The sequence below is a fragment of the Streptomyces sp. NPDC001480 genome, assembly GCF_042894725.1.
Classification (GTDB): domain Bacteria; phylum Actinomycetota; class Actinomycetes; order Streptomycetales; family Streptomycetaceae; genus Streptomyces.
Genome location: NZ_JBIAVX010000001.1, coordinates 798000 through 813792, shown reverse-complemented (window position 1 = coordinate 813792; position 15793 = coordinate 798000). Strand labels below are relative to the sequence as shown.

The 15793-nt window shown below is 70.7% G+C and carries 17 protein-coding genes; 11 read left to right on the top strand and 6 right to left on the bottom strand.

Features of this window, described 5'->3' with window-relative positions:
• Nucleotides 1–91: 91 nt before the first annotated feature.
• Nucleotides 92–1243, bottom strand: a complete 1152-nt coding sequence (locus ACFY01_RS03835) for an ATP-grasp domain-containing protein (protein WP_390734006.1) — start codon at nucleotides 1241–1243, stop codon at nucleotides 92–94.
• Between the two features lie 328 nt (nucleotides 1244–1571).
• On the opposite strand from ACFY01_RS03835, the gene ACFY01_RS03830 reads away from it, so the two are divergent.
• Together ACFY01_RS03830 and ACFY01_RS03825 are read left to right on the top strand one after the other, a co-directional pair.
• Nucleotides 1572–2480, top strand: coding sequence for a metallophosphoesterase family protein (locus tag ACFY01_RS03830; protein WP_390734005.1), 909 nt, complete (start codon nucleotides 1572–1574; stop codon nucleotides 2478–2480).
• Complete coding sequence (locus ACFY01_RS03825) at nucleotides 2428–3108, top strand: 4'-phosphopantetheinyl transferase (RefSeq protein WP_390734004.1); 681 nt, start codon at nucleotides 2428–2430, stop codon at nucleotides 3106–3108. The genes ACFY01_RS03830 and ACFY01_RS03825 overlap by 53 nt, the downstream gene beginning before the upstream one ends.
• A 111-nt stretch (nucleotides 3109–3219) precedes the next feature.
• Here the strand turns inward: ACFY01_RS03825 and ACFY01_RS03820 are convergent, their stop codons facing one another.
• The 3 genes from ACFY01_RS03820 to ACFY01_RS03810 all read right to left on the bottom strand — a co-directional run bounded on the left by ACFY01_RS03820 (nucleotide 3220) and on the right by ACFY01_RS03810 (nucleotide 4831).
• Nucleotides 3220–3447, bottom strand: coding sequence for a hypothetical protein (locus ACFY01_RS03820; RefSeq protein ID WP_390734003.1), 228 nt, complete (start codon nucleotides 3445–3447; stop codon nucleotides 3220–3222).
• 145 nt (nucleotides 3448–3592) lie between these two features.
• Nucleotides 3593–4132, bottom strand: coding sequence for a toxin-antitoxin system, toxin component (locus ACFY01_RS03815; RefSeq protein ID WP_390734043.1), 540 nt, complete (start codon nucleotides 4130–4132; stop codon nucleotides 3593–3595).
• Between the two features lie 42 nt (nucleotides 4133–4174).
• Entirely contained in the window at nucleotides 4175–4831 is a 657-nt protein-coding gene (locus tag ACFY01_RS03810) for a helix-turn-helix domain-containing protein (RefSeq protein ID WP_390734002.1), read from the bottom strand.
• 237 nt (nucleotides 4832–5068) lie between these two features.
• Here ACFY01_RS03810 and ACFY01_RS03805 point away from each other — a divergent pair, with 237 nt between their 5' ends.
• Complete coding sequence (locus ACFY01_RS03805; protein ID WP_390734001.1) at nucleotides 5069–5731, top strand: hypothetical protein; 663 nt, start codon at nucleotides 5069–5071, stop codon at nucleotides 5729–5731.
• Nucleotides 5732–5748: 17 nt separating this feature from the next.
• On the opposite strand, the gene ACFY01_RS03800 is transcribed toward ACFY01_RS03805, so the two are convergent.
• On the bottom strand, nucleotides 5749–6570 hold the full coding sequence (locus ACFY01_RS03800; RefSeq protein WP_390734000.1) for a cache domain-containing protein: 822 nt from the start codon (nucleotides 6568–6570) through the stop codon (nucleotides 5749–5751).
• A gap of 34 nt (nucleotides 6571–6604) precedes the next feature.
• A complete protein-coding gene (locus ACFY01_RS03795; RefSeq protein WP_390733999.1) occupies nucleotides 6605–7351 on the bottom strand; it encodes a FadR/GntR family transcriptional regulator in 747 nt (248 codons plus the stop codon).
• Nucleotides 7352–7456: 105 nt separating this feature from the next.
• Here ACFY01_RS03795 and ACFY01_RS03790 point away from each other — a divergent pair, with 105 nt between their 5' ends.
• The 8 genes from ACFY01_RS03790 (at nucleotide 7457) to ACFY01_RS03755 (ending at nucleotide 15783) form a co-directional block, all read left to right on the top strand.
• A complete protein-coding gene (locus tag ACFY01_RS03790; RefSeq protein WP_390733998.1) occupies nucleotides 7457–8494 on the top strand; it encodes an ABC transporter ATP-binding protein in 1038 nt (345 codons plus the stop codon).
• Between the two features lie 25 nt (nucleotides 8495–8519).
• Nucleotides 8520–9716: an ABC transporter substrate-binding protein gene (locus tag ACFY01_RS03785; RefSeq protein ID WP_390733997.1), complete on the top strand. Its 1197-nt coding sequence runs from the start codon at nucleotides 8520–8522 to the stop codon at nucleotides 9714–9716.
• 3 nt (nucleotides 9717–9719) lie between these two features.
• Nucleotides 9720–10610: an ABC transporter permease gene (locus ACFY01_RS03780; RefSeq protein ID WP_390733996.1), complete on the top strand. Its 891-nt coding sequence runs from the start codon at nucleotides 9720–9722 to the stop codon at nucleotides 10608–10610.
• Between the two features lie 16 nt (nucleotides 10611–10626).
• The gene (locus tag ACFY01_RS03775) at nucleotides 10627–11442 is read left to right on the top strand and encodes an ABC transporter permease (RefSeq protein WP_390733995.1); all 816 of its coding nucleotides are present in this window, start codon (nucleotides 10627–10629) and stop codon (nucleotides 11440–11442) included.
• A 48-nt stretch (nucleotides 11443–11490) separates the two neighbouring features.
• Nucleotides 11491–12489, top strand: coding sequence for a LacI family DNA-binding transcriptional regulator (locus ACFY01_RS03770; protein WP_390733994.1), 999 nt, complete (start codon nucleotides 11491–11493; stop codon nucleotides 12487–12489).
• A 110-nt stretch (nucleotides 12490–12599) separates the two neighbouring features.
• Nucleotides 12600–13949, top strand: coding sequence for an ABC transporter substrate-binding protein (locus ACFY01_RS03765; RefSeq protein ID WP_390733993.1), 1350 nt, complete (start codon nucleotides 12600–12602; stop codon nucleotides 13947–13949).
• A 5-nt stretch (nucleotides 13950–13954) separates the two neighbouring features.
• Entirely contained in the window at nucleotides 13955–14911 is a 957-nt protein-coding gene (locus ACFY01_RS03760; protein WP_390733992.1) for a carbohydrate ABC transporter permease, read from the top strand.
• On the top strand, nucleotides 14908–15783 hold the full coding sequence (locus ACFY01_RS03755) for a carbohydrate ABC transporter permease (protein WP_390733991.1): 876 nt from the start codon (nucleotides 14908–14910) through the stop codon (nucleotides 15781–15783). Before ACFY01_RS03760 ends, ACFY01_RS03755 begins: the two co-directional genes overlap by 4 nt.
• The last annotated feature ends 10 nt before the right edge of the window (nucleotides 15784–15793 follow it).

Here is a 15793-nt window from a genome sequence, read left to right as displayed (position 1 = left end):
GGCTGGACTGGTACAACTACCACCGACCCCACACCGGCATCAGCGGCCAAACCCCAGCCAGCCGCGTCACCAACCTGTCCGGTCAGCACACCTAGGCCGGGGCGGTGGCCGTCGCGGCGGCACCCGCTTGCGTCGCGACCTCGGAGGCCGGCTCGGCGGCGGGCGCGGGCACCGCCGGCAGCAGTACCCCGGACTCCTCCGTGCGCTGCTGCGGCAGCGACACCGGGCGCAGCGGACGCGGCCCGGACACCACCGCGTAGTCCTGGCCCAGGAACGGCGGCTCGAACTCGCCCGGATCCTCGCCGAGTGCCAACTGCACTGCCGCCCAAGGGGCGTTGATCCCGCACAGCGACAGCTGGTGCAGTCCGCCGGCCGGGCGCGTGTTGACGTCGAGCAGCACCGGCTGCTCACCGAACATCCGGAACTGGATGTTGGACAGGTAGTGCAGTCCGAAACCCCCCGCGATCAGCCGCGCGGGCGCCAGCCACCGCTCGTCGAGCGTGAAACCGCGGCGGCGGCCGTTCTTGGTGCGGCCCACCGCCAGCCGGACCCGGTTGTCGGGGCCGGTCAGGCAGTCCACCGACACCTCCGGCTCCGCCAGGCGCGGCATCACCAGCCAGTCGACCGGCTCGTCGGCCTCCCGCACGGCGGCCAGGACCATGTCCAGCGGCACGTACGGTCCCGGGAAGCCACTCAGCTGCGTGATGGAGAAGGGGGCGCGCGTGATCACCCGGAAACCCACCCCGCCCGCACCGGCGGCCGGCTTGAAGCACGCCTTGTGCCCCGCCGCCTCCAACTCCTCGACGGCGGCGAGGAGTTCGTCCGCCGTGCGCACCCGCCGCCACGGTGGCACCGGCACGCCGACCGAGGTCATCGCCTCGTACGCGGTCGCCTTGTCCTCGAACACGGCGACGGCCTCGGGCGTCGGCGCCAGCAGTGCCGTACCGGCCGCGGCGAAATCGGCGCGGTGCGCGACGATCGCCGCCTGGTGCAGGCGCGGCACGAACACGTCGATGCCGCGCCGTGCGCACTGGTCCAGGGCGTACTCGACGTACCCGGCCGGGGACAGGCCCTCCGGCTCCAGGTCCGCGGTGTCGGCCGCGGCCAGCACCGGGGAGTCGGGGTCGCCGTGCGTGGCATGGATCTCGACCGCACGGTCGCTGGGATTTCTCCGCAGCTGGTCCATGAAGAACACGTTCTCCGCGTACGTGCGGTTGAGCCAGACGCGTACGCGAGAGAGCATGCAGGCCGCCTTTCGGGGTTTTCGGGCAGGGCTCGGCGGCCCGTGCCCGGGCAGGGGGGATGGAGGGACACCGAACCGCCCTGCGCGAAGGGCGTTCATGGCGGTGGTGTTGGGGCGATCATACGGCTTTCAAACGCCCCGGCGTGCAACGCGAGTGTTACGGATTCACCGGTCCTGCCAACCCACACCAACCCCCTCGGCCGGTACTGTGAAACTGAAGTTCGAGAAACAGGAGTTCGGGGCGTTTTCGTACTGTCGCGGATTGTCCTTGTCCGGTGACCGTGAATGTGTTCTCGTGGTGTCACTGACATGATCGGAAGGGGCCAGGGTGGAGTCGACGGCCGGCGGGGCCGGGCAGTTACTGGCCATCAGCGACCTGCACATCGGGTACCCGGAGAACCGCGCGCTCGTCGAACAGATGCGTCCCGACTCGGACGAGGACTGGCTGATCGTGGCGGGCGACGTGGCCGAGACCGTCGCCGACATCCGCTGGGTCCTGGAGACCTTCGCCGGCCGCTTCCGCAAGGTCCTGTGGTCCCCGGGCAACCACGACCTGTGGACCCACCCCCGTGAGACCGTCCCCCTGCGCGGCGTCCCCCGCTACGAGCACCTCGTCGAGGTGTGCCGCGAGCTGGGCGTGACCACCCCCGAGGACCCCTACCCCGTGTGGCACGGTCCCGGCGGCCCGGTGGTCGTCGCCCCGCTTTTCCTGCTCTACGACTACTCCTTCCTGCCCGAGGGCTGCACCACCAAGGAGGAGGGCCTCGCCTACGCGCACGGCACCGGCATCGTGTGCAACGACGAGTACCTGCTGTACCCCGACCCCTTTCCCAGCCGCGAGGCCTGGTGCCGCGCCCGGGTCGCCGCGACGCAGCGCAGGCTGGCCGCGCTTCCCGAGGACCTGCCCACCGTCCTGATCAACCACTACCCGCTCGACCGGCACCCGATGGACGTCCTGTGGCACCCCGAGTTCGCCATGTGGTGCGGCACCGGGCTCACCGCCGACTGGCACCGCAGATTCCGCGTCGCCGCCATGGTCTACGGTCATCTGCACATCCCGCGGACGACCTGGCTCGACGGCGTCCGCTTCGAAGAGGTGTCCGTGGGATACCCCCGTGAGTGGCGCAAACGCCCGGAACCACCGGGAAGGCTGCGCCGCATTCTGCCGATGGAGGTCGGATCCGGTGATCGAGGAGCTGCTTCCGGACTCGGTCGTGGCCGTGGAAGCGCACGGTGACGACGGACTCCGGGACGCCCCGCTCTACCCCGAGGAAGCGGCACTCATGACCCGGGCGGTGGCCAAGCGCCGCCGCGAGTTCTCCGCCGTGCGCGCCTGCGCCCGGCTCGCCATGGAGAAGCTGGGCGTACCCGCGCAGCCGGTGCTGACCGGCGAGAGCGGTGCGCCGCGCTGGCCGGACGGGCTGGTCGGCAGCATGACCCACAGCGACGACTACTGCGCCGCCGCCCTCGCCCGCGCCGCCGACCTGGCCTCCCTCGGTATCGACGCCGAACCGCACGAGGTGCTGCCGGAGGAGGTCGTCTCCTACGTGTTCCTGCCCGGCGAGTCCGAGCGTCTGGGCCGGCTCGCCGGGGAGCGGCCCGATGTGCACTGGGACCGGATCCTGTTCAGCGCGAAGGAGTCCGTCTACAAGGCGTGGTTCCCGCTCACCGGCCAGTGGCTGGACTTCTCCGAGGCCGACATCGAGATCGTCCCCGAGCCCGGCCCGGGCCCGCAGGGCCGTCTGCACGCCGAACTCCTCGTGCCGGGACCGTGGGTGGGCGGCCGGCGTGTCGGCCGGTTCGAGGGGCGCTGGAGCATCCGGCGCGGCGTGGTCACCACGGCGGTCGTGGTGCCGCATTCCTGAGCGTGCCCCCGGAGCGTGCCCCCTGGACCTTCCCCCCGAACGCGCACGCGGCTGGGGCCGACGGCGCGCGGCCGGGGCGCCGGCCGCGCGGCCGACGCCGGGCCGGGCCCGTCAGGCCGGTGGGCACCAGTCGTGCAGCAGCCGGAAGAACTGCTCCTCGTTGCCCGAGAGTCCGGCGTCGGACAGCGCCCGTTCCGCCTCGGCGAGCACGGCGGGCGGGACGACGACGGGGCGGGCCCCGCCGGGTGGGCCGTCCAGGGCGGCGCGCACGGTGTGCAGCAATCGCAGATAGGCCTGGACGGCGGCGCGCTCACGGTCGGTCAGTACGGCGGTGTGCATCGGTCGGCTCTCCCCGTCGGGCGTCACGGTCACGCACTTGGCAGCGCGTACGCCGCACAGGCCGGCGGCGCACCTCCAGCTTGCCGTCCACCACTGACAATGCCGCCCCACCGCGTGTCCGGCCCGGCCGATCCGTGCCGCGCGGTCAGCCCTGCGGCCCGAGATACCCCAGTGACGCCTCGATCCGGCCCGCCACGTCGTGGCGCTGGACGGGGCCGCGCAGCGAGGAACCGGCGAGCCACGTGCGGCACTTGCTGGCCAGGAGCAGTCCGAAGGTCTCGGCCTCCCGTTCCTCGGCGAGGTCGAAGCGGGTCCGGGCGGCCACCTTGTGCACGGCGGCCTCCAGGGCTCGCTGGTCGGGGGCGTCGGCCAGCAGCCGTGCGGCCACCCCCACGCCGTCGACGTGGTGGCCGCTGTGGTCGGCCTGCATGTGCCACAGCTCGTGCCCGAGGATGACCAGCTGGTGGTCGGGCGCGGTGCGTTCCTCGACGACGATCAGGTCACGGTCGGCCATGTCGAGCCACAGCCCGCTGGCGGTGCCGGGCGGGAAGCCGGCCGCCCGGAACACCACGGGCCGGCCGCGGCGGCGGCTCATCGCGTCGCACAGCGCCGTGTACAGGTCGTGCGGCCGCGCCGGTGCGGGAAGGGTCAGCTCGGTGACCAACTCGCCGCACAGGCGGCGCATCTGACTGGCGATGCCCACTGTTCTCCCTCGGTTCACGGCCGGTCACGACTCGGGGCGCTTGACGCTCTCCAGGAGCATGTCCAGCCACTCCGCGACCTTGTCGCGGTGCTGGTCGGTGGGCAGCTGCGCGGCCCGCCAGGCGATACCCCGGACACCGTGATCCTGCAACAGCCGCTCCAGCGGATCCTCGGCGGCCTCGGCCGCCGCCCGCTCGCGGTCGGCGAGCTTCTGGAGCAGCTCCTGCTCGGTGCGCTGCAACGCACCCGCGAGGGCCTCGGGGTCCTCCGCCGTGAGGAAGCCGGCGTGCACCCGGAAGAAGCGCTGGAGCGCGTCGCAGTGCTCCATCGTGGGACGCCGGTCACCGTTGATGAGAGCGCCCGCCTGCTGCCGTGACATGCCCGCGCCGTCGGCGATCTCCTGCTGCGTGTGCTTCCGCCCGTTCGGCTTCAGCCGGGTGCGGCGCAGCAGGTCCAGACGCTGGAGGAACCGTGCCTGCACATCGCGCTCGCCCGCGGGCCGGCCGCCGAGCAGGGCCCTGACCACGGGCTCGGGGACGCCGCAGCCGACGGACAGCCGTCTGACGTCGAAGACCTCCGCGTGCGGCACACCGAGCCGGTCGGCGAGCGCGGTGACGCGGGCGACGACGGCCGGCAGCCGATCGGTCGCCGTGGCGCCCGGATCCTCGTAGCCATCCGTCACCGACAGATCTCCTACGTCTCTCAGAGGCTCAACACGAGGCTCATCACAAACGGTTGCCGTGAACTTCCCGGAGAGTAGCGGGTGGTTCGAACTCACATCCAGGTCTCGCCACAACTGTGGCCAATTTCAGCCGTCAACAGGCATGAAATGCCACGATAGTTGACATCACTCTTCTCGGGGCAGCAGGATCGGGGCGCGCCGCGTGAAGGCCGCATAGGCAAGAGGGGTGACCTCCCGATGGCACATCAGGCAGGAGGGCAGCGGCCGGCGCCGCCGCCCGTCCCCGAGGGTCTCGAGGCCCAGGCGTACCTCCAGGACTACGCCACGCTCCTCCAGGGCGGCCCCTTCCCGTCCTTCGTCGTGGACCACCGCTGGGACGTCGTCCTGGCCAACAGCGCCTTCGAGACACTTTTCCGGGGCGTCGGCCCGCATCCTACGGCGATGCCGGGCGACAACTTCCTGAGGTTCGTCCTGTTCCACCCGGACGCCGGCACGGTCCTCGGCGAGCACGAGCCGAGCTGGTGCCTGCCGATGCTGGCTCACTTCAAGTCCGCCTGGGAGCACGGCGCCCACGACCACGGGCTGCAGGCGATCCGCCGGGACATCGCCCAGGACCCCCTGATGGAGGCCGCCTTCCGGCAGGGCCTGCCGCACTGGCTCCGCGCCGTCGGCGAGGACGCCGGCGAGCCCGACGGCGCGGTCCGCCCGCTGCTGCACCCGGACCCGCGCTGGGGCGCCACGGAGTGCCGGATCGTCGTCGAGACCTCGAAGACCCTCCAGGCACTCGGTTACACCCGCCTCACCCTGGTGCTGCGCGACTCCCGCCGCCCCGCCGGGGTCCCGCGCCGCGCCCGCGCCGGGGCGAGTCATCTGACCGTGGTCCCCGCACCCGAGGCCTGACCCGGCACCGCCGGCGTTCAGGTCGCCGACGGCGCCGGGCCGGACCCCGCCCGGGTCTCACCCGCCCCCAGCACCAGCACCAGGGGCACGCCCCGGCAGGGCACCAGGCGTGAGCTGCCGAGCGTCTGCGTGCGCGCCCGCCCCAGTACCGCGGCGAAGTCCGGCCCCTTCGTGAGGGACCCGGCGAGGTGCGCGGGGTCCGCGGAGGCCGCCACCCGGCCGCGGGCGTTGACCAGGTGGGCGGGCCCGGGCAGTCGGCGCAGCAGCGGCAGTACGGCCGCCTCGAAGTGCCGCAGGTAGACGTCCGCCGCGGCCACCCCGGCGAACCGTCCCGCCACCGTCACCGGCGCGGACAGCGTGAGGCTGTACTCGTCGGAGCACAGGTAGTCGACGTACGGTCCGGCCACCGCCCGCCGCCCGGTGTCGCGGGGCAGGGCGAACCAGTCCCAGTGCGTGTAGTCGGAGTACGCGGACTGGTCCGGGTCGAGCTCGGGCAGCAGCGGTCGTACGTCCCCGTCGGCGTTCGTCTGCCACCACTCCAGCCACGCCGGAACGTCCGCGAGGAGCCCGGGCGCGGCGACGAAACCGACCCCCGAGACCAACTCGTCCCGGGTCAGCCGCTGATGCAGTCCCGGGCGCAGCGCCGCGAGGTCGGCGGTGGCGGGCCGGCGGCCCTCGGCGGCGACCCGGGCCAGAGCCGCGGCCGTATCGGCGCGGGTCTGCGCCACGGCGTCGAACACCGCCTCCAGCCAGCTGCCCACCTGTGCGGCGACGTGTTCCCCGGCGGTACCGGCCGGTGTCGCGGCCGCCGCGCCGACGAGGCCGGGACTCTGGCTCATGACGCACTCCAGCGGACGGGACCGGACGGCCGTCCTACAGGGTCATGCGCAGGGCGATGAGCCGCGCCGCCGACTCCCGGACGCACCGTTCGGCCAGCGTGCGGGCCGTTTCGTGGGCCCCATCCTGCACGGCCGAGATCACGGAGCGGTGACGCTCCGCCACTTCTTCACGATATTCGTCGTCGCCGAGCACGAGGCACAGCAGTGCCCCGATCTCCGTCTGGAGCGCGACCTGCTCCCGGGTGAGCCGGGCGGACTGCGCGGCCGCCGCCAGCTCCACGTGGAACCTGCCGTACACCCGGCTGCGCGCCGCCACGTCCTCGGCGAGCGTCAACTCCTCCACGGTGCGGCGCAGTTGTGCGAGGTCGCCGGATTCCGTGCGGTCGGTCGCGAGCCGGGCCGCGGTGCCGGACAGGGCGGCCCAGTGGTCGCCGAGGTCACGCAGTTCCTCGGTGCTCCAGCCGCGCAGCCGGGCCCTCAGGCGCTCCTCGCCCGGGACGTCGGGCAGCGAGACGAAGCTGCCGCCGCCGCGGCCCCGGCGGGTGGTGACCAGGCCCTGCTGCCGCAGCGCCATGAGCGCCTCCCGCAGGGTCACCGTGGACACGCCGAGCCGCCCGGCCAGCTCGCTCTCGCCGGGCAGCTGCTCGCCGTCGGCGAGCAGTCCGAGCTCTATGGCGTCGCCCAGCCGGTGGACGACCGCCTCGACGCGCGCCCGGTTGTCCACCGGCGCGAAGACGGCTCTGCGAGCCCCGCCGTCAGTCGGTTGCTTCACGGCCACCACCTTGCACGTTGACTCAAGCTTTACCCTAACGGGGACTTGAGCTTTGAACTATGACTTCATATCTTTCCGGGCAACGTAAGCGAGCGCCAGAAAGGTTTCCCGCACATGCAGGGAAGCGCGATCCGGCTGGAGGGCCTGGCGAAGTCGTTCGGGGAGACGACCGCTGTGGCCGGGGTCGACCTGGAGATCCGGGACGGGGAGTTCTTCTCCATGCTGGGCCCCTCCGGCTCGGGCAAGACGACCGTCCTGCGTCTGATAGCCGGCTTCGAGACCCCCACCGAGGGCCGGATCGAACTCGCCGGGCGGGAGGTCACCCGGCTCGCCCCCTTCGAGCGGGACGTGCACACCGTCTTCCAGGACTACGCCCTCTTCCCGCACATGACCGTCGAGCAGAACGTCGCCTACGCCCTCAAGGTCCGCGGGGTGCCCAAGGCCGAGCGTCTCGTCCGCGCCCGCAAGGCCCTCGCCGAGGTCCGCCTCGACGGCTACGGCAAGCGGCGCCCGGACCGGCTCTCCGGCGGCCAGCGCCAGCGCGTCGCCCTCGCCCGCGCCCTGGTGGGCCGCCCCCGCGTGCTGCTGCTCGACGAACCGCTCGGCGCCCTCGACCTCAAGCTGCGCGAGCAGATGCAGGTCGAGCTCAAGGCACTCCAGCGCGAGGTCGGCATCACCTTCGTCTTCGTCACCCACGACCAGGAGGAGGCACTGACGATGAGCGACCGCATCGCCGTCTTCCACCAGGGCCGCATCGAACAGGTCGGCACCCCCGCCGAGATCTACGAGCGCCCCGCGACCGGCTTCGTCGCCTCCTTCGTGGGCACCTCCAACCTGCTGGCCGGCGAATCCGCCCGGCGCATCACCGGCACCCCGGGCACCTACAGCGTCCGCCCCGAGAAGATCCGCGTGCTGAAGGAGTCCGCCGAGGTGGACGAACCCGGCCACGCCACCGCCACCGGGACCGTCGCCGAGGTCGTCTACCTGGGCGACAGCACCCGCTTCCTGGTCGACCTCGACGCCGGCGGCCGCCTCGCCGCGCTCCAGCAGAACCTGGAGACCTCCGCCGAGGACGTCGCCGCCTACCGCGGCAGACGGGTCCGCCTCCGATGGGACCGTCGTCACACGGTCCAGGTCCCGGACGCCCACTGACCGTTCGTCACACAGGGAGTACGTCGTGCGCCTCACCAGAACCCTTCGGACCGCGGCCGCCGCCGCACTGCTGGTGGCCGCCACCGCCTGCGGCTGCTCCGGCTCGGGCGGCACCTCGGCCGGCGGCCTCAACCCGCCCGACCTCAAGGCGCAGTCGAAGATCGGCAGGACCGAGGGCCAGGTCGACCTCATCGCCTGGGCCGGCTATGTCGAGGACGGGTCCGACGACCCCAAGGCCGACTGGGTCAGCGGCTTCGAGAAACAAACCGGCTGTCAGGTCCACTCCAAAGTCGCGGCCAGCTCCGACGAGATGGTCAAACTGATGAAGACCGGCGAGTACGACGCCGTCTCCGCCTCCGGCGACGCGTCCCTGCGCCTCATCGCCGCCGGCGACGCCGCCCCCGTCAACACCTCCCTCGTGCCGAACTACAAGGACGTCTTCAGCGGCCTGAAGAACGGCGCCTGGAACTCGGTGGACGGCAGGATGTACGGCATCCCGCACGGCCGCGGCGCCAACCTGCTGATGTACAACACCGACAAGGTCACCCCCGCGCCCACCTCCTGGTCGGCCGTCTTCGACGACGCGGCGAAGTACAGGGGGCACGTCACCGCGTACGACTCGCCGATCTACATCGCCGACGCGGCCCTCTACCTCAAGGCCACCAGGCCCGAGCTGAAGATCACGGACCCCTACGCGCTCGACCAGAAGCAGTTCGACGCCGCCGTGGCCCTGCTGAAGAAGCAGAACGCCAGCATCGGCGAGTACTGGAGCGACTACCTCAAGGAGATCTCCGCCTTCAAGAGCGGTGACTCGGTCATCGGCACCACCTGGCAGGTCATCGCCGGCCTCGCCGCCTCCGAGGGAGCGAAGGTGAAGGCGTTCGTCCCCGAGGAGGGCTCGACCGGGTGGTCCGACACCTGGATGGTGTATGCGAAAGCCAAGCATCCGAATTGTGCATACAAGTGGCTGAACTGGATCGTCTCCCCGAAGACCAACGCCCAGGTCGCCGAGTACTTCGGCGAGGCCCCGGCCAACGCCAAGGCATGCGCGCAGACCAGCGACAAGAACTTCTGCGCCACCTACCACGCCAGTGACGAGAGCTACTGGAAGAACATCGCCTTCTGGAACACGCCCATCGAGCAGTGCCTCGACGGCCGCAAGGACGTCAGGTGCGTGCCGTACGCCAAGTGGGTCCAGGCCTGGACCGAGATCAAGGGCTGAGCCATGACCACACAGGCGCAGGCCGCCGGGCGGGGGACCGTCCGGCGGCTCGCCGGGGCGCTGCACCGCCGGCCCCGGCTCAGGCTGACCCTGCTGCTCACCGCCCCGCTGCTGTGGCTCGCCGTGCTCTACCTCGGCTCGCTGAGCGTCCTGTTCGTCTCCGCGTTCTGGACGACCGACTCCTTCACCTCCCAGGTGGTGAAGGTCTTCTCGACCGACAACTTCCACGCGCTGTTCACCACACCCGTCTACCGGCAGGTGATCCTGCGCAGCGTGGGCGTGGCCCTCGCGGTCACCGTCGTGTGCGCGGTGATCGCCTTCCCGCTCGCCTTCTACACCGCCCGGGTGGCGAAACCGAGGTGGCGGTCCCTGCTCGTCGTCGCCATCCTCACCCCGTTGTGGGCGAGTTACCTGGTCAAGGTGTACGCCTGGCGGCTGATCCTCTCCGAGGGCGGGCTCGCCGACTGGGTGCTGAAGCCCGTCGGCCTGAGCGGTCCGGGCTTCGGGCTGCCGGCGACCGTGCTGACGCTCACCTACCTCTGGCTGCCGTACATGATCCTGCCCGTCCACACGGCGCTGGAGCGGCTGCCCGCGGGCCTGTTGGACGCCTCCGCCGACCTCGGGGCCCGTCCGGGGCGTACCTTCCGGTCGGTCGCCCTGCCGATGGTGCTGCCGTCGGTGGCCGCCGGGTCCGTCTTCACCTTCTCGCTCAGCCTGGGTGACTACATCACCGTGCAGATCGTCGGCGGCAAGACCCAGCTGATCGGCAACCTCGTCTACTCCGACATCGAACTCAACCTGCCCATGGCCGCCGCGCTCGGCACGGTCCCGGTCGTCGTGATCGTGCTGTATCTGCTGGCGATGCGCCGCACGGGCGCCCTCAGCAGCCTCTAGAGAGAGGTTCGTCCGTATGCAGCTCTCGCGTTCCGCACGCATCGCGCTGCGCGTCGCCGCCGGTTTCGGATTCGCCGTGATCTACGTGCCGTTGCTGCTGGTCCTCGTCAACTCCCTGAACCCGGACCGCAGCGCGAGCTGGCCGCCGCCCGGGCTGACCGCGCACTGGTGGTCGGTAGCCTGGGAGAACGCGGGCGCGCGCGAGGCGCTGTGGACGTCGGTGAAGGCCGGCCTCGGTGCCACCGCGGTGGCTCTCGTCCTCGGCACGCTGATCGCTTTCGCGGTGGCCCGGTACCGCTTCTTCGGCCGGGACGCCGTCTCCTTCGTGGTCGTCCTGCCGATCGCGCTGCCCGGCATCGTCACCGGCATCGCCCTCAACTCCTCCTTCGGCACGGTCCTCGCGCCGCTCGGGATCGGCCTCGGCCTGTTCACCGTGATCGTCGGCCACGCCACCTTCTGCATCGTGGTGGTCTTCAACAACGTCGTCGCCCGGCTGCGCCGCACCTCCGGCTCGTACGAGGAGGCGGCCATGGACCTGGGCGCGAACACCTTCCGCGCCTTCGCCGACGTCACCTTCCCGCTGGTGCGTTCGGCGCTGTTCGCGGGCGGGCTGCTCGCCTTCGCGCTGTCCTTCGACGAGATCGTGGTGACCACCTTCACCGCCGGGCCCGGCATCGAGACGCTGCCCATCTGGATCTTCGAGAACATGACCCGGCCGCGGCAGGCGCCGGTCGTGAACGTGGTGGCGGCGGTCCTCGTGCTGCTCTCCGTCGTGCCGATCTACGTCGCCCAGCGGCTGTCGGCGGACACGGCAACCGGGAGCAGGGTCTGAACCCGATTTACGCAAGCTGTTTGCGTTTCTTGCGCTAGCCTTGCGTTCATGACACGACGACTTGCGGAAGTGGCGAAAAAGGTCGGGGTCAGCGAGGCCACGGTCAGCCGGGTGCTGAACGGCAAACCCGGAGTCTCCGATGCCACCCGGCAGGCGGTGCTGTCCGCCCTGGACGTCCTCGGCTACGAACGGCCCACGCAGCTGCGCGGCGAACGCGCCCGGCTCGTGGGCCTGGTGCTGCCCGAGCTCCAGAACCCCATCTTCCCGGCGTTCGCCGAGGTCATCGGTGGCGCGCTGGCCCAGCTCGGTCTCACTCCGGTGCTGTGCACGCAGACCAAGGGCGGGGTCTCCGAGGCCGACTACGTGACCCTGCTGCTGCAACAGCAGGTGTCCGGCGTGGTCTTCGCCGGCGGCCTGTACGCGCAGGCCGACGCGCCGCACGACCACTACCGGCTGCTCGCCGACCGCAACATCCCCGTCGTCCTGGTCAACGCGGCCATCGAACACCTCGGCTTCCCCGGCGTCTCCTGCGACGACGCGGTCGCCGTGGAACAGGCCTGGCGGCACCTCGCCTCCCTCGGGCACGAACGGATCGGCCTGGTCCTGGGACCCGGGGACCACATGCCGTCGGCACGGAAGCTGGCCGCGGCGCGGGCGATCGCCGGCGAGCTGCCCGAGGAGTTCGTCGCGCGAGCCATCTTCTCCGTCGAGGGCGGCCACGCGGCAGCCTCGCGGCTGATCGACCGGGGGGTCACGGGCATCATCTGCGCCAGCGACCCGCTGGCCCTGGGGGCGGTCAGGGCCGCCCGCCGCAAGGGACTCGGCGTCCCGGCGCAGATCTCGGTCGTCGGCTACGACGACTCCGCGCTGATGAACTGCACCGAACCCCCACTCACCACCGTCCGCCAGCCCATCGAGGCCATGGGCAGGGCGGCGGTCGAGCTGCTCAACGCCCGGATCGCGGGCTCCGCAGTACCGGCCGAGGAGCTTCTGTTCGAACCGGAACTCGTGGTGCGCGGATCGACCGCGCAAGCGCCTCGTAGCTGAGATCCACTCCACTGTCGAATAATTACAGATTACGCGCGACATCTTGCGGAAGGGTGTCGGCGGTGCTTGAGTGTGCGGCGCCCACTGCTCCTGCCCAGAGGGGTCCACCGATGAGAAGCACCGGGTTCCGCCGTACCCTCGTCGCGATCGGCGTCTGTTCCTCCCTCGCCCTCACCGTCTCCGCCTGCGGATCGGGCGACGAGTCGGCGAGCGGCAAGACCCGCATCACCGTCAACTGCGAGCCGCCCAAGAGCGCCGAGACCGACCGGAGGTTCTTCGAGGAGGACCTCGCCTCCTTCGAGAAGCAGAACCCGGACATCGACGTCGTCGCCCACGACGCCTTCCCCTGCCAGGACCCGAAGACGTTCGACGCCAAGCTCGCCGGCGGGCAGATGGAGGACGTCTTCTACACGTACTTCACCGACGCCCGGCACGTGGTCGACATCCGGCAGGCCGCCGATCTCACCCCGTACGTCAAGGAGTTGAAGAGCTACGGCACCATCCAGAAGCAGCTGCGCGACATCTACACCGCGGACGGGAAGGTGTACGGCATACCGCGTACCGGCTATTCGATGGGACTGATCTACAACCGCGCACTCTTCCGCAAGGCGGGCCTCGACCCCGACAAGCCGCCGGCCACCTGGGACGAGGTCCGCGCCGACGCCAAGCGGATCGCCGCGCTCGGCGGCGGCACCATCGGCTACGCCGACTACAGCGCCCAGAACCAGGGCGGCTGGCACTTCACCGCCGAGCTGTACTCCCAGGGCGGCGACGTCGTCAGTGCCGACGGCAAGAAGGTCACGATCGACACCCCCGAAGGCCGGGCCGTCCTCGGCAACCTCCACGACATGCGCTGGACGGACGACTCCATGGGCAGCAAGCAGCTGCTCGTCATCAACGACGTCCAGCAGATGATGGGTTCGGGCAAGCTCGGCATGTACCTCGCCGCCCCCGACAACATCCCGATCCTGGTGAAGGAGAAGGGCGGCAACTACAAGGACCTCGCCATCGCCCCCATGCCCGGCGGCAAGGGCACACTCATCGGCGGGGACGGCTACATGTTCAACAAGCACGACACGCCCGCCCAGATCCGCGCCGGCCTGAGGTGGCTCGACCACATGTTCCTCACCCCCGGCGACGGCTTCCTCGGCGACTACGCGCGCGCCAGGAAGAACGACGCACCCGTCGGCCTGCCCGAACCACGTCTGTTCACCGGCGCCGCCGACGCCAAGGACCAGCAGGTCAAGAAGGCCAACGCGAACGTGCCGGTGGAGAACTACCAGGCCTTCCTCGACGGCAACCAGCGACTGGAGATGAAGATCGAGCCGCCGGACGCCCAGCAGCTCTACTCCGTCCTCGACGGCGTCGTCTCCGCCGTGCTCACCAAGAAGGACGCGGACCCCGACCAACTCCTCAAGGACGCCTCCGGCAAGATCGACGGCATCCTCGCCCGGGGCTGACACCGATGACCAAGACGGCTCAGCGGCGCCCCGCCGAGGCGGTCGCCGTCCACCCGGTACAGGCGCCGCCCCCGGCAGGGGACCGGAGGCGGCGCCGCCTGGCCGACCAGGCCCGCGCCTACGGCTTCCTCCTCGGCGGACTGCTCTGCTTCGCCCTGTTCTCCTGGTACCCGGCGATCCGCGCGGTCGTCATCTCCTTCCAGAAGTACACCCCGGGCTCTTCACCCGAGTGGGTCGGCACCGCCAACTTCACCCGCGTCCTGCACGACCCGGAGTTCACCGCGGCCTGGCGCAACACGCTCACCTTCACCGTGCTGGCCCTGCTCATCGGCTTCGCGATCCCCTTCGTGCTCGCCCTGGTGCTGGGCGAACTGCGGCACGCGAAGGCCTTCTTCCGGGTCGTGGTCTACCTGCCGGTGATGATCCCGCCGGTGGTCAGCGCTCTGCTGTGGAAGTGGTTCTACGACCCCGGGGCCGGCCTCGCCAACGAGGCGCTGCGCTCGCTGCACCTGCCAACCTCGAACTGGTCCAACGGCGCCGACACCGCCCTCGTCTCCCTCGTCATCGTCGCGACCTGGGCGAACATGGGCGGCACGGTCCTGATCTACCTCGCCGCGCTCCAGTCCATCCCCGGCGAGCTGTACGAGGCGGCGGAGCTGGACGGCGCCGGCCTCCTCCAGCGCATACGCCATGTGACGATCCCGCAGACCAGGTTCGTGATCCTGATGCTGATGCTCCTTCAGATCATCGCCACCATGCAGGTCTTCACCGAGCCCTTCGTCATCACGGGCGGCGGGCCGGAGAACGCCACGGTCACCGTGCTCTACCTCATCTACAAGTACGCCTTCCTCTACAACGACTTCGGCGGCGCCTGCGCGCTCAGCGTGATGCTGCTCGTGCTGCTCGGCCTGTTCTCCGCCGTGTACCTGCGGCTGACCCGCTCCGGAGAGGGGGAGGCATGAGCACCAGGACCCTGGTCTCCCCGGCGGCGCTCGCCCGGCCGTATGCAAAGATCGTCTACTGGATGGTGTTCACCGTCGTCCTCATACTGTTCGCGCTCGCCTTCCTCTTCCCCGTCTACTGGATGGTGACGGGCGCGATGAAGTCCCCCGACGAGGTGGCGCGGACCCCGCCCACGCTCGTACCGCATCACTGGCACCTCGGCGGCTACACCGACGCCTGGGACCTGATGCAGCTCCCGCGCCACCTGCGGAACACGGTGGTCCAGGCGGCCGGGGCCTGGCTGCTGCAACTGGTGTTCTGCACGGCCGCCGCCTACGCCCTGTCCAAGCTGCGGCCCGCCTTCGGCAAGGTGATCCTCGGCGGCATCCTGGCCACCCTCATGGTCCCGGCCCAGGCGCTGGTGGTGCCCAAGTACCTGACCGTCGCCGACCTGCCGCTGATCCACACCAGCCTGCTCAACGACCCCCTCGCCATCTGGCTGCCGGCGGTCGCCAACGCCTTCAACCTGTACCTGCTCAAACGGTTCTTCGACCAGTTGCCGCGCGATGTGCTGGAGGCCGCCGGGATCGACGGCGCCGGGCCGCTGCGGATCCTGTGGTCGATCGTGCTGCCCATGTCGCGGCCCGTGCTCGGCGTGGTGTCGATCTTCGCGCTGGTCGCGGTGTGGCAGGACTTCCTGTGGCCGCTGATGGTCTTCTCCGACTCCGACCAGCAGCCGATCAGCGTGGCCCTCGTCCAGCTGTCGCAGAACATCCAGCTGACCGTGCTCGTCGCCGCCATGGTGATCGCCAGCATCCCGATGGTCGCGCTGTTCCTCGTCTTCCAGCGGCACATCATCGCCGGGATCAGCGCGGGCAGCACGAAGGGCTGACGCCGCCCTC

What these genes read in the sequence shown, in the direction of transcription:
- ACFY01_RS03835 (WP_390734006.1), bottom strand. Translation starts at nt 1,243, where the DNA reads ATGCTCTCTCGCGTACGCGTCTGGCTCAACCGCACGTACGCGGAGAAC.
- ACFY01_RS03820 (WP_390734003.1), bottom strand. Translation starts at nt 3,447, where the DNA reads ATGCACACCGCCGTACTGACCGACCGTGAGCGCGCCGCCGTCCAGGCC.
- ACFY01_RS03815 (WP_390734043.1), bottom strand. Translation starts at nt 4,132, where the DNA reads ATGCGCCGCCTGTGCGGCGAGTTGGTCACCGAGCTGACCCTTCCCGCA.
- ACFY01_RS03805 (WP_390734001.1), top strand. Translation starts at nt 5,069, where the DNA reads ATGGCACATCAGGCAGGAGGGCAGCGGCCGGCGCCGCCGCCCGTCCCC.
- ACFY01_RS03800 (WP_390734000.1), bottom strand. Translation starts at nt 6,570, where the DNA reads ATGAGCCAGAGTCCCGGCCTCGTCGGCGCGGCGGCCGCGACACCGGCC.
- ACFY01_RS03790 (WP_390733998.1), top strand. Translation starts at nt 7,457, where the DNA reads ATGCAGGGAAGCGCGATCCGGCTGGAGGGCCTGGCGAAGTCGTTCGGG.
- ACFY01_RS03780 (WP_390733996.1), top strand. Translation starts at nt 9,720, where the DNA reads ATGACCACACAGGCGCAGGCCGCCGGGCGGGGGACCGTCCGGCGGCTC.
- ACFY01_RS03775 (WP_390733995.1), top strand. Translation starts at nt 10,627, where the DNA reads ATGCAGCTCTCGCGTTCCGCACGCATCGCGCTGCGCGTCGCCGCCGGT.
- ACFY01_RS03770 (WP_390733994.1), top strand. Translation starts at nt 11,491, where the DNA reads ATGACACGACGACTTGCGGAAGTGGCGAAAAAGGTCGGGGTCAGCGAG.
- ACFY01_RS03765 (WP_390733993.1), top strand. Translation starts at nt 12,600, where the DNA reads ATGAGAAGCACCGGGTTCCGCCGTACCCTCGTCGCGATCGGCGTCTGT.
- ACFY01_RS03760 (WP_390733992.1), top strand. Translation starts at nt 13,955, where the DNA reads ATGACCAAGACGGCTCAGCGGCGCCCCGCCGAGGCGGTCGCCGTCCAC.
- ACFY01_RS03755 (WP_390733991.1), top strand. Translation starts at nt 14,908, where the DNA reads ATGAGCACCAGGACCCTGGTCTCCCCGGCGGCGCTCGCCCGGCCGTAT.